Source organism: Corynebacterium sphenisci DSM 44792, assembly GCF_001941505.1.
GTDB lineage: Bacteria > Actinomycetota > Actinomycetes > Mycobacteriales > Mycobacteriaceae > Corynebacterium > Corynebacterium sphenisci.
Window position 1 is genome coordinate 499,940 of record NZ_CP009248.1, and the last position, 13,869, is coordinate 513,808.

Sequence of the window (13,869 nt, forward strand, 5' to 3'; positions counted from 1 at the left end):
CGCCCCGGAGACGACGACGCCCCCGCCCCGGAAGGGGCGGGGGCGGCGCGGGTCGCGGCGCCTAGGCGCGCATCCCGTCGATGATCTCGTTGAAGGTCGCCGAGGGGCGCATCACCGCGGTGGTCTTGTCCTCGTCGGGCAGGAAGTACCCGCCGAGGTCCGCCGGGGAGCCCTGCACCTCGAGCAGCTCGGCGGAGATCCTCTCCTCGTTCTCGGCCAGCGCCTCGGCGATCGGGGCGAAGACCTTCGCCAGCTCCGGATCCTCCTCCTGCGTGGCGAGCTCCCGGGCCCAGTACAGGGCCAGGTAGAAGTGCGAGCCGCGGTTGTCGATCTCGTTGACCTTGCGGGAGGGCGACTTGCCGTTCTCCAGCAGGGTGGAGGTGGCCCGGTCCAGGGCGTCGGCGAGCACTAGGCCCGCCCCGGCCCCGCCGGCGCCGGCCTCGGGGGAGGTGTGGTCGTCGGCGTAGCGCAGCGACTCGGCCAGGGCGAGGAACTCGCCGAGGGAATCCCAGCGCAGGTGGTTCTCCTCCAGCACCTGCTGCACGTGCTTCGGCGCGGAGCCGCCCGCGCCGGTCTCGAACAGGCCGCCGCCGGCCATCAGCGGGACCACGGAGAGCATCTTCGCCGAGGTGCCCAGCTCCATGATCGGGAACAGGTCGGTGAGGTAGTCGCGCAGCACGTTGCCGGTCACCGAGATGGTGTCCTTGCCCTGCCGGATCCGCTCCACGGAGAACTTCGTCGCCGCCACCGGGTCCATGATCCGGATGTCCAGGCCCTCGGTGTCGTGCTCGCCGAGGTACTCGGTGACCTTGTCGATCAGGTTCGCGTCATGGGCGCGGGTCGGGTCCAGCCAGAACACCGCCGGGTCGCCGGTGGCGCGGGCGCGGTTGACCGCCAGCTTCACCCAGTCCCGGATGGGGGCGTCCTTGGTCTGGCAGGAGCGCCAGATGTCGCCCTTGGCCACGTGGTGCTCGATGAGGATGTCCCCGGCGGAGTTGACCACCTGCAGCACCCCGTTCTCCGGGATCTGGAAGGTCTTGTCGTGGGAGCCGTACTCCTCGGCCTTCTGCGCCATCAGGCCGACATTGGGCACCGAGCCCATGGTGGTCGGGTCGTAGGCGCCGTGGGCCTTGCAGTCGTCGATCACGGCCTGGTAGACGCCGGCGTAGGAGGAGTCCGGGATCACCGCCAGGGTGTCGGCCTCCTCGCCCTCCGGGCCCCAGCCCTTGCCGCCGTTGCGGATCAGCGCCGGCATGGAGGCGTCCACGATCACGTCGGAGGGCACGTGCAGGTTGGAGATGCCCTTGTCGGAGTTGACCATGTACAGCCGGGGGCCGTTGGCCAGGTCCCGCTCGATGGCGGCCTTCACCGCGGCGGCGGTGGCCACGTCGAGCTTGTGCAGCCCGTCCAGGATGGCGCCGATGCCGTAGTCGGGGGTGAGGTTCACCGCGGCGAGCTTGTCCTCGTACTTGGGGTAGACGGAGGGGAAGAAGGCCTTGACCACCTCGCCGAAGATCAGCGGGTCGGAGACCTTCATCATGGTGGCCTTCAGGTGCACCGAGAACAGCAGGTCCTTCTTCTTCGCCCGCCGGATCTGGCTCTTCAGGAAGCTGGACAGGATCTGCACGTTGATCCCGGTGCCGTCGATGACCTCGCCGGCGAGCACCGGCATGTCCTTCTTCAGGACGATCTCGTGGCCCTCGTCGGTCTCCAGCAGGTAGGTGATGGTGTCGTCGGCGGGCATCACCACGGACTTCTCGTTGTGCCGGAAGTCATTGGAGCTCATCGTCGCGACCTGGGTCTTCGAGTCCGCGGACCATTCGCCCATCCGGTGCGGGTGCTTGCGGGCGAAGTTCTTCACCGCCTCCGGGGCGCGCCGGTCGGAGTTGCCCTCGCGCAGCACCGGGTTGACCGCGGAGCCCTTGACCTTGTCGAAGCGCTTGCGGTCGGCGATCTCCTCCTCGCTCTCCGGCTGGGAGAGGTACTTCGGGATGTCGTAGCCCTTCTCCTGCAGCTCGGCGACGGCCCGCTTGATCTGGGGGACGGAGGCGGAGATGTTCGGCAGCTTGATGATGTTGGCGTCCGGCTCCTTCACCAGCTCGCCGAGCTCCGCGAGATGATCGGCGATGCGCTGCTCCTCGGGGAGGCGATCCGAGAACTGGGCGATGATGCGCCCGGCGAGGGAGATGTCGCGGGTCTCCACGTCGATGCCGGCGGTGGCGGCGAAGGCCTCCACGATCGGCTTCAGCGAGTAGGTCGCGAGCAGGGGCGCCTCATCGGTCCTGGTCCAGATGATCTTGGCCATGTGTGTCGAACTCCTAGCGGAAGCATGCTTCGTTGATTGCGGAAACGTGTTGGATCCACGATAACCCAATTCGGGTGGGGGCTCAGGTCGGGAGCCCGGCCGCCGGCGCCCCGGGGCCGCGAATGTGCCCCAGGTCACCGGTGTTACCTTCATCACCATCGAGGTTTCCGGGGCCGGGACGGCGCAGGGCGCCCCGCCGATTGGCGGGGCGCCCTGCGCGGGGATGCGGCGGGACTCAGTTCGTCCACTGGGGGCCGGCCGGGGTGCCCGGGCCGGCGGCGCCGGGGCCGCCGAACCCGCCCGGCTGGCCGGGGCCGCCGTACGGGGCCGGGGCCGGGGCGGGCGCCGGGCGGGGCGCCACCGGGCGACCGGCGAGCCAGGCGCCGGAGTCGCCGACGAAGGAGAGCACGGCGACCACCACGGAGGCGATCAGCAGCAGCAGCCCGGCGGTGAGCAGCCAGCCGGAGAAGCGGAGCAGGCAGGGCACCAGGGCGGCGAGGGCCAGCCCGATCGCCGGGGCCGCCACCGCGGGCCGGGTCAGCGGGGTGCGCTCGCCGAGGGCGCGGGCCAGGATCCCGGTGCCGATCACCACCGCGAGCAGGAACAGGGCGGCCAGCGGCCAGGCGATCACGGCGACGATGACCTGGCCGATCCCCGAGTACAGCTCATCGACGAGGGAATCGGAGCCGGAGTCGGAGAGCGCGGAGAGCACCGCGATGAGCACGCCGATCAGGCCCAGGGCGCCGACCACGACGATGGTGGCGGCCGCGCCGAGCAGCACCCGGCCCGCGGTGGGCACCGGGGCGAGCAGCCGGGACAGCGCGCTCGGCGCCGCCGGGGCGACCGGGCCGGCGTAGGCGGGTGCGTAGCCCCCGGGCTGCTGCGGCTGCGGGGTGGCCTGGAAGGCCGGCTGCGGCTGCGCGGGCTGGGCCGGGTAGGCGGCCTGCTGCGGGGTCGGCGGCGGCGTCGGGGCACCCGGCCGCGGGCCGGCGTCGGCGGCGGCACCGAAGACCGCGGTGCCGGACTCGTCGGCGGGGGAGGGGGCGCCGGCCGGCCGGGAGCCGGCCACGGTCTCCTCCTCATCGGGGAAGGAGCCGGTGGCGGCCAGGGCGCGCAGCGCCGGGATGTCCATCGTCGGGGCGGACTCGTCGCCGAGCCGGGCGTCGTAGCTCCCGCGGCGGCCCTCCTCCCCGAGGATCGATCCGGCGGCGAGCAGCTGCTGCACCTCCGGGGCCTCGGCGGGCACCCCGCGGGCGTGCAGGCCCTGCAGCCGGGAGTTGATCTCGGCGCCGAGGGTGGCGCAGTCGGCGCCCCGGTCCAGCCCCAGGGCCTCGTACAGGTCATAGTGCGCGGTCAAATCGCTCCTCCTTGGTCGAACCGGGGGTTCTCCCCCGCTCCGCAGAGGTTAGCCGCCGGCCGGCCCCCGCGGCGGCGCATGGCGCGCAGCCGCCCCGGGCGGGGGTGCGCCGACGGTGACGCCGGCGACCGCGGCCCCCGCGCGGTGATCCCCGCCACCGCCCCGCGTGACCCGTCTGACCAGGGGAAGTGAGTCCGCGCACAGGAGTTTGCGCCCGCGCGGAGCGGGAGTAGAGTCACCGGCTTCGCGCCCACCGCGCGTGTGCTCCACCCCCTTCCTGACCCAGGAGGAATCATGACCATGACGATGACCCGACATGATCGCCGCGGCGTCCGCGGGCGGCTGCCCGCCCGCCGCCCGCTGCCCGCCCAGGACGAGATCTCCGCCGGCCGCCGCCGGCTGGTGATGCTGGCGCTGTCCGTGGGCGCCTTCGGCATCGGCGTCACCGAATTCTCCGCCATGGGCCTGCTGCCCTACATCGCCGCCGACTTCGGCCGCACCGAGGCCGAGTCCGGGGCGGTCATCTCCATGTACGCCCTCGGCGTGGTCGTCGGCGCCCCGCTCATCACCGTGGTCACCGGGGCGGTGCCGCGGCGTCGGATGCTCCTGTTGCTGATGGGCGCGTTCACCGTGGGCAACGCCGCCACCGTATGGGCCGGCACCCTGGGCTCCTTCGGCGCGGTGATGGCCGCCCGGTTCATCGCCGGGCTGCCGCACGGGGCCTACTTCTCCGTCTCCGCCCTGGTGGCGGCCTCCCTGGCGGAGCCCGGCAAACGCGGCAAGGCCGTCGCCCTGTCCGGGATGGGCCTGTCCGTGGCCACCGTGCTGGGGGTGCCCGCCACCCAGGTGCTCGGCCACGCCCTGGGCTGGCGCGCCGCCTTCGCCCTGGTCGCCGCGATCGGTGCGGCGGCGTGCACCGCGCTGTGGTTCGCGGTGCCGCATATGACCCGGATGGCGCCGACCCGGCCCGCCGACGAGCTCGGCGCCCTGGCCACCCCGCAGGTGTGGTTCACCGTGGCGATGGGCACCGTCGGCTTCGGCGGCATGTTCGCCGTGTACACCTACATCACCTGGACCATGACCGAGGTCGCCGGTTTCCCCGAGCACCTGATGTGGCTGGTGCTGATGGCCTACGGGATCGGCATGATCGCGGGCACCTGGCTCGGCGGGGTGGTCTCCGACCGCAACAACGAGTGGGGGATCCTGTGGTCCTTCGTCGCGATCGCCGCGGTGCTGCTGGCCTTCCACTGGACCGCGCTGTGGGCGCCGGCGGCGATCCTCAACTTCGGGCTGATCGGCATGTTCGGCTCCACCCTGGTGCCCAGCCTGCAGACCCGCCTGATGGACGTCGCCGGCCGGGCGCAGACCCTCGCCGCCGCGCTGAACCAGGCCGCCCTGAACATGGCCAACGCCGGCGGGGCGGCGCTGGGCGGGGCGGTCATCGCCGCCGGCTTCGGCTACCGGGCGCCGGCCCTGGCCGGGGTGGGCCTGGCGGTCACCGCGATGGTGGTGTGGGCGGTGGCGCACGCCCTGCGCGCCCGCGCCGGGGCCCGCTAGCCTGTAGCGCATGAGCCTGTCCATCGCCACGGTCAACGTCAACGGAATCCGCGCCGCGGTCAAGCGGCGCAATGAGCGCAACCCCGGCATGCTGGCCTGGTTGCGGCGCACCGGCGCCGACGTGGTGCTGCTGCAGGAGGTGCGGGCCACCGCGGACCAGGCCCGGGCCGCGCTGGCCCCGGCCCTGGACGAGGGCTGGCACCTCTACGAGGCGGAGAACCACCGGGCCAAGGGCCGCGCCGGGGTGGCGATCCTCTCCCGCACCCCGCTGACCGGGGTCACCGTCGGCTTCGACGACGGCGAATTCGCCGACGCCGGGCGCTATCTCGCGGCCACCGTGCCGGCGGCGGACTCCGGGCTCGGCGCCGAGGTGCGGGTGGCCAGCCTGTACCTGCCCTCCGGGGCGGCGCTGAGCGGGAAGCAGGACGAGAAGTACCGCTTCCTCGACGCCTTCGGCGCGCACCTGGCCGAGCTCGGCGCCCGGGAGGGCCTGCACGCGGTGATCGGCGGGGACTGGAACATCTGCCACCGGGAGCAGGACCTGCGCAACTGGCGCACCAACCGCCGCAAGTCCGGGTTCCTGCCCCAGGAGCGGGCCTGGATGAACTCCGTGTTCGGCACCTGGCCGGACGAGTCCGCGCAGCCCAGCCTCGCCGAGGCGAGCGAACGGGAGCTCGCCGACGGGGCCTTCTCCGACGGCACCGCCTGGACCCCGCCGGAGCCGGCCGCCGACCCGGCCTGGTTCGACGTGGCCCGCCGGCTGCACCCGGAGGCGGAGGGGCCCTTCTCCTGGTGGACCTACCGGGGCCGGGCCTTCGACACCGACGCCGGCTGGCGGATCGACTACCAGGCCGCCACCGCGCCGATGCTCGCCCGGGCGGTGTCCGCGCACGTGGACCGGCCGGAGGCCTATGACGAGCGGTGGACCGACCACGCCCCGGTGGTCGCGGTCTACGAGTAGGCCGGCGCCGCCGGGGCCCGCTGCCAGGGGTGCCGGCCCGGCGCCGTGAAACGGCCCGGGCGGCCGGCGAGCAGGGGCGGGACGGAGTCCCGCGCCGCACCGGGTGCGGGCTAGGATGATGTGGCCATGAACGACGAGGAGATGCAGCGCCTGCTGGCGCTGGACGACGCCCTGGAGGGCCGCCGCGCCAAGGGCCCGCGCATCGCCGGGATCATCATCACCGGGGCGCTGCTCGCCGTGCTGATCTGGACCGTGGTCTACCGCTGGCCCTGGCCGGTGGCGCTGGTCTGCCTCCTCGGCCTGGCCCTGGTGGGCCTGGCCGCGCTGCGCCGGCGGCCCCCGGTGGCCCCGGTGGAGCTCACCGCCGGGGAACGCGACCGGGTCCGCCGGGTGCTCGGCGAGCACGGGGTGCGCCCGGCCATCGCCCTGGTGCGCGCGCTCTACCCGGAGGAGTCCGCCGCCGCGGCGATCGCCACGGTGCGGCTCATCGCCGGCGGGGCCGCCCGGCGCCGCCGACCCTGAGCCCGCCGCCCGGCGGCGGCGGACTACCATCCAGTGCCATGACCGAGCAGCAGACCAGCACCGACCACCAGGGCCCCCGCCGGCGGGTGCTCTCCGGCATCCAGCCCACCGCGGACTCCTACCACCTGGGCAACTACCTGGGCGCGGTGCAGCAGTGGATCGGGCTGCAGGACGACTACGACGCCTACTACTTCATCCCGGATCTGCACGCCATCACCGTGGACCAGGATCCGAAGGAGCTGCGCCGGCGCACCATCGCCGGGGCCGCCCAGCTGCTCGCCCTGGGCATCGACCCGGGGAAGTCCGTGCTGTTCGTGCAGTCGCACGTGCCCGAGCACGCGGAGCTGGCCTGGGTGCTGACCTGCCTCACCGGCTTCGGCGAGGCCTCCCGGATGACCCAGTTCAAGGACAAGTCCGCCAAGCGCGGCAGCGAGCACACCTCCGCGGGCCTGTTCGCCTACCCGATGCTGATGGCCGCGGACATCCTCATCTACCGCCCGCAGCTGGTGCCGGTGGGCGAGGACCAGCGCCAGCACCTGGAGCTCACCCGCACCCTGGCGCAGCGCTTCAACAGCCGGTACAAGCGCACCTTCGTGGTGCCGGAGGGCTTCATCCCGGCCGGGGCGGCGAAGATCTACGACCTGCAGGACCCCACCTCGAAGATGAGCAAGTCGGGGTCGAACCCCAAGGGCATCGTCAACCTGCTCGATGAGCCGAAGGTCTCCGCGAAGCGGATCCGCTCCGCGGTCACCGACAACGACGGGGAGATCCGCTACGACCCGGAGGCCAAGCCGGGGGTGTCCAACCTGCTGGTCATCCAGTCCGCGCTCACCGGCCGCGGGGTCGACGAGATCGTCGCCGGCTACCAGGGCTCCGGCGCCGGCTACGGGGCGCTGAAGACCGACACCGCCGAGGCGCTGGAGGCCTTCACCACCCCGCTGCGGGCCCGCTACGCGGAGCTGATGGACGATCCGGCCGAGCTGGAGCGGATCCTCGCCGCCGGGGCGGCGAAGGCCCGCCAGGTCGCCGCGGCGACCCTGGCCGACGTCTACGACCGGGTGGGCTTCCTGCCCGCGGCCGGGCGGGGCCGCTAGCGCCCGCCGCGCCCGGCGCCGGCCCCGGTGCCCTAGAGTGATTGCCGAGCACACCGACCGCAGACGAGGAACAGGGGAGCCCGTGGCCACCTCCACCCGGCCTGACACGGCCAACACCGACCGATACGGCATCGAGCGGGTCGCCGAGGACGACCCCGGGTTCGTGGACAAGCTGCGCGCCAAGTGGGGCTGGTTCGACCATGTGATGCGGATGCAGGAGCGCTACGCCGGGGAGGGCGGCAACCACTTCTCCGCGGGCGTGACCTACTTCTCGGTGCTGTCCATCTTCCCGATCCTGATGATGGTCTTCGGCGTGCTCGGCTTCGTGCTGGCCGGCAACCAGGAGCTGCTCGGCACCATCTCCGATCAGCTCACCGAATCCGCCGGCGATGACATGGGCGCCACCCTCAACGGCATCCTGGACACCGCCATCGAGCAGCGCAAGTCGGTGCTGTCCATCGGCTTCCTGACCGCCCTGTGGTCCGGGCTGACCTGGATGTCGAACCTGCGGATGGCGATCACCGCGCTGTGGAAGCGGCCGATGAAGGCGGACAACTTCGTCACCGGCAAACTGCGCGACCTGGTCCGCCTGCTGGGCCTGCTGGCCATGATCTTCGTCACCTTCGCGATCACCGCGGTCGGCTCCTCCGGGCTCACCGCCGTGATCCTGGACAAGATCGGCCTGGGCGGGGTGCCCGGGATCGGGGTGGTGAGCTTCCTGGTCGCCCTGGCGCTGGGCCTGCTCGCCAACTGGGTGCTGTTCTTCTGGATGCTCACCGCGCTGCCCCGCGGCGAGGTGCCGCTGGGCTCCACCGCCAAGGGCGCGATCATCGGCGCGATCGGCCTGGAGCTGGTCAAGCAGCTCGGGTCGGTGTTCTTCTCCAACGCCCTGTCCAACCCGGCCGGCGCCGCCTTCGGCCCGATCATCGGCGTGATGGTGGTGCTCTACCTGGTGTGGCGGATCACCATGTACTCCTCGGCCTGGGCGGCGACCACCGAGGCCGCCCTGGAGATGCAGCCGGTCGACGCCCCGCCGCCGGCGATCATCAACATCCGCGGCGACGCCGGGGTGCGCCGGGGCCTGCTGCGCCGCTGACCCGGGTCAGCGCCGGCGCCGCCGGGAGCCGGCCCGGAAGGTCAGCACCCCGGCCAGGCCCAGCACCGCGCCGATGCCCAGGGCGATGAGCCCGGCCCGGGCCCCGGCCCGATCCGCGGCCGAGGCCGCCGAGGCCTCCCGGGCGCGCTCATGGTCCCGGGCCCACTGCCGCGCCGCCGGATCCGGCTCCGGCGCGGCCGCCGCGGCGCGCTCGTCGAGATCGCCGACCCGGGCCCCCGGGGCGGCGAACCCGGCCTCCAGCAGCGCCGCGGCCTGCTGCCACGGGCGGGCCTGCGCGGCGGGGGAGTCCAGCAGCACCACGCCCAGCCGGCGGCCGCCGCGTTCGGCGACCCCGGCGAAGGTGTGCCGGGCGTCGTCGGTGTAGCCGGTCTTGCCGCCCAGGGCGCCGTCGAACCCGGAGGCGAGCAGCTGGTTGTCGTTGGACATGGTGAACCCGGGCAGATCGGCGCCGTCGCCGGGCATCTCGGTGAGCCGGGTCGCGGAGAGCTCCCGGTAGCGGTCGTCGGCGAAGCCGGCGCGCAGGAACAGCGCCAGGTCCACCGCGGAGGTGGACTGCCCGGCGGCGTCCAGGCCGGTGACGTCGCGCACCCGGGTGTCCGTGGCGCCGAGCTCCGCGGCCAGCGCGTTGACCTTGTCCAGCGCCGCCGCGGATCCGCCCAGGGTGCGTTCCAGGGCCCGGCCGCAGTCGTTGCCGGAGTTCATCAGCAGCCCCAGCAGCAGCTGCCGCACCGGGTAGTCCACCCCGGCCACCAGGCCCGCCCGGGAGCCCTCGGCGGCCTCGTCGGCGGCGGTGGCGGTCACCGTCCGGTCCAGGTCCAGCTCGCGCAGGGCCACCTGGGCGAGCAGCACCTTGATCACCGAGGCGGGCCGGTACCGGCCGTGCGGGTCCTTCGCCGCCAGGATCGTCCCCTCGCCCAGGTCCACCACCGCCCAGGCGCTGGCGTCGAGCTCCGCGGGCACGGCGAACCCCTCCCCGGCGATCACCCCGCAGCCGGCCATCCGGGGGCCGCCGACCGGGTCGGCGGGCACCGGCAGCGGCGCCGGCGCCCCGTCCGGGGCGGGGGCCTCGGAGGTGGTCACCGCCTTCGGCGGGGTGCTGCGGTGCGGGCAGCCGGAGGTGTCGCGCACCCCGGGGAAGGGGCCCGCGTCCCCGTCGGCCTCCTCCGTGGCGGCGTCCGCGCCGGCCGGGATCCCGGTCTCGTCGGCGGGCCCCGGGGCGGGCTGGGCCCAGGCGTCGGCGGCGGGCAGCAGCAGCGCGGCGGCGGCCAGGGCCAGGGCGCGGCGGCCGGCGGGGGCGGTCCGGGGCAGGGGCGAGGATGCGGCGAACATCCCCGGATTGTCGCACCCGCCGGGCGCCGAGGCGGACATGACCCCGCCGACGGGCTCGGCTACGGTACCCATCATGGACAACGACCTGGATGCCCGTGACGCCGGGCGGCGGCCGAATCCCGCGGTGGTCGCCGGGCTGCCCAAGGTGGTCCTGCACGACCACCTCGACGGCGGGGCCCGGCCGGCGACGCTCATCGAGCTCGCCGCGGAGGCCGGCTACCCGGATCTGCCCGCCGCCGATCCCGGGGAGCTGGCGGACTGGTTCATGGCCCGGGCCGGCTCCGGCTGCCGGGCGCACGTCGCCGAGGCGCTCGGCCACGTCCGGGCGCTCACCGGCACCGCCGCGGCGGTGACCCGGCTGGCCCGGGAGGCGGTGGCCGATCTGGCCGGGGACAACGTGGTCTACGCGGAGCTGCGGATCGCCCCGGAGCTGCACCTGCACGGCGGGCTGGACCCGCAGCAGGTGGTCGATGCCGCGGTGGCGGGCCTGCGCGCCGGGGAAGCCGAGGCCGCCGAGGCCGGCCACCCGATCACCGCCCGGCTCATCGTCTCCGCCCGCCGCGAGGGCGGCCGCACCGAGGAGATCGCCCGGCTGGTGGCGGACAACGTCCCGGAGAACGCCGACCACCCTTACGTGGTGGCCTTCGACCTGTGCGGCCCGGAGGAGGGCAACCCGCCCTCGGCGCACCAGGCGGCCTTCGATCTGCTGCGCCGCAAGCTCACCGCCTCCACGGTGCACGCCGGGGAGGACGCCGGGGTGGGCTCCATCCGGGAGGCGGTGATCGCCGGGGCGAACCGGATCGGGCACGGGGTGCGCATCTACGAGGACTTCGCCGCCTCCCTGGACGGGGTGGAGCTGCAGTTCCTCTCCGGGCACATCCGGGATCTGCGGATCCCCCTGGAGCTGTGCCCCACCGCCAACCTGTGCTCCGGGGTGGTCGACGACATCTCCGACCACCCCTTCCCGCTGCTCGACGACCTCGGCTTCACCTGCACCGTGAACACCGACAAGCGGCTGCTCTACGGCACCTCGATGACCCGGGAGATGATGCTGCTGGTCGACGAGTTCGACTACGGCTACACCGAGCTGTTCCAGCTGACCTGCAACGCCATCGAGAACGCGTTCATCGACCTGCCCACCAGGGAGCGGATCCTGGACACCCGGATCTACCCTGAGTACCTGCGGCTCACCGACCGGGACAACGACGGCGAGATCGACGCCGACGAGGACCTGGAGTCCCTCGGCGGGGAGTAGCCCGCCGGCGGGCAGGTTCCCCCGGGCGGGGGGGGGGTGAGAGTCGGCTCGATGATCCGCGTTCGGGGCGTCCGCCGGATCCACGGTATCCGGTGGTGAGGCGGGTAGCGGGCCCTGCCGGAGCGCTTCCGCCGCGCGCCGGGGCGAATGTCCCCGGGGTTGCCCGGGGGTGGCCATGAGGGCAGCATTGCCTCAGCGCGGCCGGGGCGCACCCCCGGGGTTCCGCCATCGGAACCGCCCCTCGGGGAGCCGTGCCGGCCACGGTCCGGCGCAAGCCGCCGGCCAGGAGGGATGGAGGGCGCGCCGATGCGACGATGCCGCACTGCGAACGGGGCGGGCCGCTGAACCTGGTCTGCGAGGGGATCCGCTTCGCCTACCCGCGCCGTGACCCGGTCCTCGTCGACGTCGGTTTCGCCGTCGACGGGGGCCTGGTGGCGTTGCTGGGGGAGAACGGGGCGGGCAAGTCGACGTTGATGGGCATCCTGGCCACCCAGCCGCCCCCGGGCCGGCTGTCCGGCACGGTGCGGATCGGCGGAGTCGCGGTCGCCCCGGGGACCCGGCGGCGGATCCGGCGGGATCTCGGGTGGGTTCCGCAGGAGTTCCCCTTCGATCCCGCCCAGCGGGTTGGGGCCGCCGTGGGGATGGTCGCCCGCCTGCGGGGGATGGCCCGCCCGGAGGTCGGGGAGGCGGTGGCGGCGGCGTTGGCCCTCGTGGGGCTGGAGGATCGGGCCGACCGGCGCCTCGGCGAGCTCTCCGGGGGCCTGCGGCGCCGGGCGGTGATCGCCGCCGGGATCGTGCACCGGCCCCGGGTGGTGCTGCTCGACGAGCCGACCGCGGGGCTGGATCCGGCCAACCGGCGCCGGATCATGGAGATCCTCGCCCGGGGCGCGGAATCGGGGATGACCGTGCTGTTCAGCACGCATCTGGCCGCCGATGCCGCGGGCGCGGATCGGGTGCTGTTCCTCTCCGGCGGCGGCATCGTGGAGGATGCGGCCCCGGAGACCCTGGTGCGCCGCCATGGCGGCATCGACGAGGCCTTCGTGGCCCTCGGCGGTGATCCCGATGCCTAGTCCGGCGCGGATCCGGGCGCTGATCTGCGCCGCGCCGCTGGTGCCGCTCGGATTCGCGCTCGGGGCCCCCGACTACGTGGTGGGCTTCTGGCCGCTCGCGATGGAGCAGCTGCGGTACCTGGCCGGAGCCGCCGGGATCTGCGCGGCGGTGGCCGCGGCCTGGAACGCCGCCCAGGTCGATCACCGCTACCTGGGGGCGTCCGCGGCCGGCCGTGCCCGGGCGGTGTTGGCCCTGGTCGAGCCGGCGGCCACGATGACGCTGCTGCTCGGCGGGGTGGGTGCCGCGGGCGTGCTGCTCCGGCTGTACCGTGCCCCGGTGGGGGGAGCGATCCCGTGGTGGATCGTGGTGTCCTCGGTGCTGTGGGTGGTGGCCGCGGCCGCGGCCGGCGCCGCGGCCGGCGCCTGGCGGTATCGGCAACCGGCCCTGGCCGGGGTGATCGCCTTCGTCGGCGCGGTCGGGCTGCTGGTGCTGGCCAACCGCCCGGCCGGGATCACGTGGGCGCCGATGGCGTTATTCGGGTGGACCTCGAGCGATAATTTCGTCCGGTACCTGCCGGATACCGCCGCCCTGGTGGGCTCCTGGGTGATTGCGGGGGCGATTGCGACATGGGCGGTCTGGTCGCTGCTGCGGCGCGGCGGGGCCGCCGCCCGCGTGGTCACCGTCGTGGTGGCGGTGCCGGCGCTGGTGGCGGTGTCCGCGGTGACCGCGCGGGGGCCGGCCGATGCGGGCCGGTTGGTGCCGCGGCCGATGCCGGATGCGCCGGAGTGCACCGCCGAGGCCGGGGGCGTCCGGGTGTGCGGATGGCCCGAGCACCGTGCGCAGATCGCGGCCCTGGACGCCCGGTGGCCGGAGGTGGCGGAGTATCTGCGGGCCATCGGCGTGCCAATGCCGGAGGGGCTGATCGCCGCCGAGGGCCTGGAGCGGGTGCTGCCGGAGGAGCCGGTGGGGGTCGCCGACTACATCGCCACCCCCGATGTCGCGACGTCCTATCTGGTGGATGATGCGGTGACCCGCACGCTCGGCGAGGAGACCGTGCTGGGCTGCACCACCGCAGACGGTCCGCTGTACATGGGGGTGCTGCCGGCCTTCGGGTTCGTCGCCCAGGAGCTGTACTTCCCCGATGCCCCAGCGGGGAATCTGGGGATGCCGGGTCAGGAGGCCATCATTCGGTGGCTCGCCGAGCATGACGAGGGGGAGGTGGTCGCGGGGATGCGCGGGCTCCTCGCCGACCTCGCCGACTGCGGTGCGGGGGCCGCCCCGGAGACGCCGTGGTGACCCCGGCGTGGGGGCCGTATCCGCGG

General features: G+C 74.0%; 11 protein-coding genes. 8 read left to right on the forward strand and 3 right to left on the reverse strand.

The features are described 5' to 3' along the window. Positions 1-61 precede the first annotated feature (61 nt). Both CSPHI_RS02305 and CSPHI_RS02310 read right to left on the reverse strand, forming a co-directional pair. Positions 62-2,305 carry an NADP-dependent isocitrate dehydrogenase gene (locus CSPHI_RS02305; protein ID WP_075691321.1) on the reverse strand — a complete coding sequence of 748 codons (2,244 nt, stop codon included), beginning with the start codon at positions 2,303-2,305 and terminating at the stop codon, positions 62-64. A 235-nt stretch (positions 2,306-2,540) separates the two neighbouring features. After that, positions 2,541-3,662, reverse strand: a complete 1,122-nt coding sequence (locus tag CSPHI_RS02310) for a hypothetical protein (protein WP_075691322.1) — start codon at positions 3,660-3,662, stop codon at positions 2,541-2,543. A 300-nt stretch (positions 3,663-3,962) separates the two neighbouring features. Between CSPHI_RS02310 and CSPHI_RS02315 the strand changes: the two genes are divergently transcribed. The 5 genes from CSPHI_RS02315 (at position 3,963) to CSPHI_RS02335 (ending at position 8,892) form a co-directional block, all read left to right on the forward strand. Further along, positions 3,963-5,219 (forward strand): MFS transporter, encoded by a 1,257-nt coding sequence (locus CSPHI_RS02315; protein WP_245803329.1) that lies wholly within the window; start codon positions 3,963-3,965, stop codon positions 5,217-5,219. A 10-nt stretch (positions 5,220-5,229) separates the two neighbouring features. Beyond that, positions 5,230-6,180 carry an exodeoxyribonuclease III gene (locus CSPHI_RS02320; protein WP_075691323.1) on the forward strand — a complete coding sequence of 317 codons (951 nt, stop codon included), beginning with the start codon at positions 5,230-5,232 and terminating at the stop codon, positions 6,178-6,180. A 126-nt stretch (positions 6,181-6,306) separates the two neighbouring features. After that, entirely contained in the window at positions 6,307-6,702 is a 396-nt protein-coding gene (locus CSPHI_RS02325; protein WP_075691324.1) for a hypothetical protein, read from the forward strand. A 38-nt stretch (positions 6,703-6,740) separates the two neighbouring features. After that, positions 6,741-7,796, forward strand: a complete 1,056-nt coding sequence (trpS, locus tag CSPHI_RS02330) for a tryptophan--tRNA ligase (protein ID WP_075691325.1) — start codon at positions 6,741-6,743, stop codon at positions 7,794-7,796. A gap of 82 nt (positions 7,797-7,878) precedes the next feature. Further along, complete coding sequence (locus tag CSPHI_RS02335; RefSeq protein ID WP_075691326.1) at positions 7,879-8,892, forward strand: YhjD/YihY/BrkB family envelope integrity protein; 1,014 nt, start codon at positions 7,879-7,881, stop codon at positions 8,890-8,892. Between the two features lie 6 nt (positions 8,893-8,898). Here the strand turns inward: CSPHI_RS02335 and CSPHI_RS02340 are convergent, their stop codons facing one another. Then, positions 8,899-10,242, reverse strand: a complete 1,344-nt coding sequence (locus tag CSPHI_RS02340; protein WP_075691327.1) for a D-alanyl-D-alanine carboxypeptidase family protein — start codon at positions 10,240-10,242, stop codon at positions 8,899-8,901. A 73-nt stretch (positions 10,243-10,315) separates the two neighbouring features. On the opposite strand from CSPHI_RS02340, the gene CSPHI_RS02345 reads away from it, so the two are divergent. The 3 genes from CSPHI_RS02345 (at position 10,316) to CSPHI_RS02355 (ending at position 13,843) form a co-directional block, all read left to right on the forward strand. Beyond that, the gene (locus tag CSPHI_RS02345) at positions 10,316-11,497 is read left to right on the forward strand and encodes an adenosine deaminase (RefSeq protein WP_075691328.1); all 1,182 of its coding nucleotides are present in this window, start codon (positions 10,316-10,318) and stop codon (positions 11,495-11,497) included. A 314-nt stretch (positions 11,498-11,811) separates the two neighbouring features. After that, the gene (locus CSPHI_RS02350) at positions 11,812-12,567 is read left to right on the forward strand and encodes an ABC transporter ATP-binding protein (protein WP_075691329.1); all 756 of its coding nucleotides are present in this window, start codon (positions 11,812-11,814) and stop codon (positions 12,565-12,567) included. Next, positions 12,560-13,843, forward strand: coding sequence for a hypothetical protein (locus CSPHI_RS02355; RefSeq protein WP_157118459.1), 1,284 nt, complete (start codon positions 12,560-12,562; stop codon positions 13,841-13,843). Before CSPHI_RS02350 ends, CSPHI_RS02355 begins: the two co-directional genes overlap by 8 nt. The last annotated feature ends 26 nt before the right edge of the window (positions 13,844-13,869 follow it).

What these genes read in the sequence shown, in the direction of transcription:
- CSPHI_RS02305 (WP_075691321.1), bottom strand. Translation starts at nt 2,305, where the DNA reads ATGGCCAAGATCATCTGGACCAGGACCGATGAGGCGCCCCTGCTCGCG.
- CSPHI_RS02315 (WP_245803329.1), top strand. Translation starts at nt 3,963, where the DNA reads ATGACGATGACCCGACATGATCGCCGCGGCGTCCGCGGGCGGCTGCCC.
- CSPHI_RS02320 (WP_075691323.1), top strand. Translation starts at nt 5,230, where the DNA reads ATGAGCCTGTCCATCGCCACGGTCAACGTCAACGGAATCCGCGCCGCG.
- CSPHI_RS02325 (WP_075691324.1), top strand. Translation starts at nt 6,307, where the DNA reads ATGAACGACGAGGAGATGCAGCGCCTGCTGGCGCTGGACGACGCCCTG.
- trpS (WP_075691325.1), top strand. Translation starts at nt 6,741, where the DNA reads ATGACCGAGCAGCAGACCAGCACCGACCACCAGGGCCCCCGCCGGCGG.
- CSPHI_RS02340 (WP_075691327.1), bottom strand. Translation starts at nt 10,242, where the DNA reads ATGTTCGCCGCATCCTCGCCCCTGCCCCGGACCGCCCCCGCCGGCCGC.
- CSPHI_RS02345 (WP_075691328.1), top strand. Translation starts at nt 10,316, where the DNA reads ATGGACAACGACCTGGATGCCCGTGACGCCGGGCGGCGGCCGAATCCC.
- CSPHI_RS02350 (WP_075691329.1), top strand. Translation starts at nt 11,812, where the DNA reads ATGCCGCACTGCGAACGGGGCGGGCCGCTGAACCTGGTCTGCGAGGGG.
- CSPHI_RS02355 (WP_157118459.1), top strand. Translation starts at nt 12,560, where the DNA reads ATGCCTAGTCCGGCGCGGATCCGGGCGCTGATCTGCGCCGCGCCGCTG.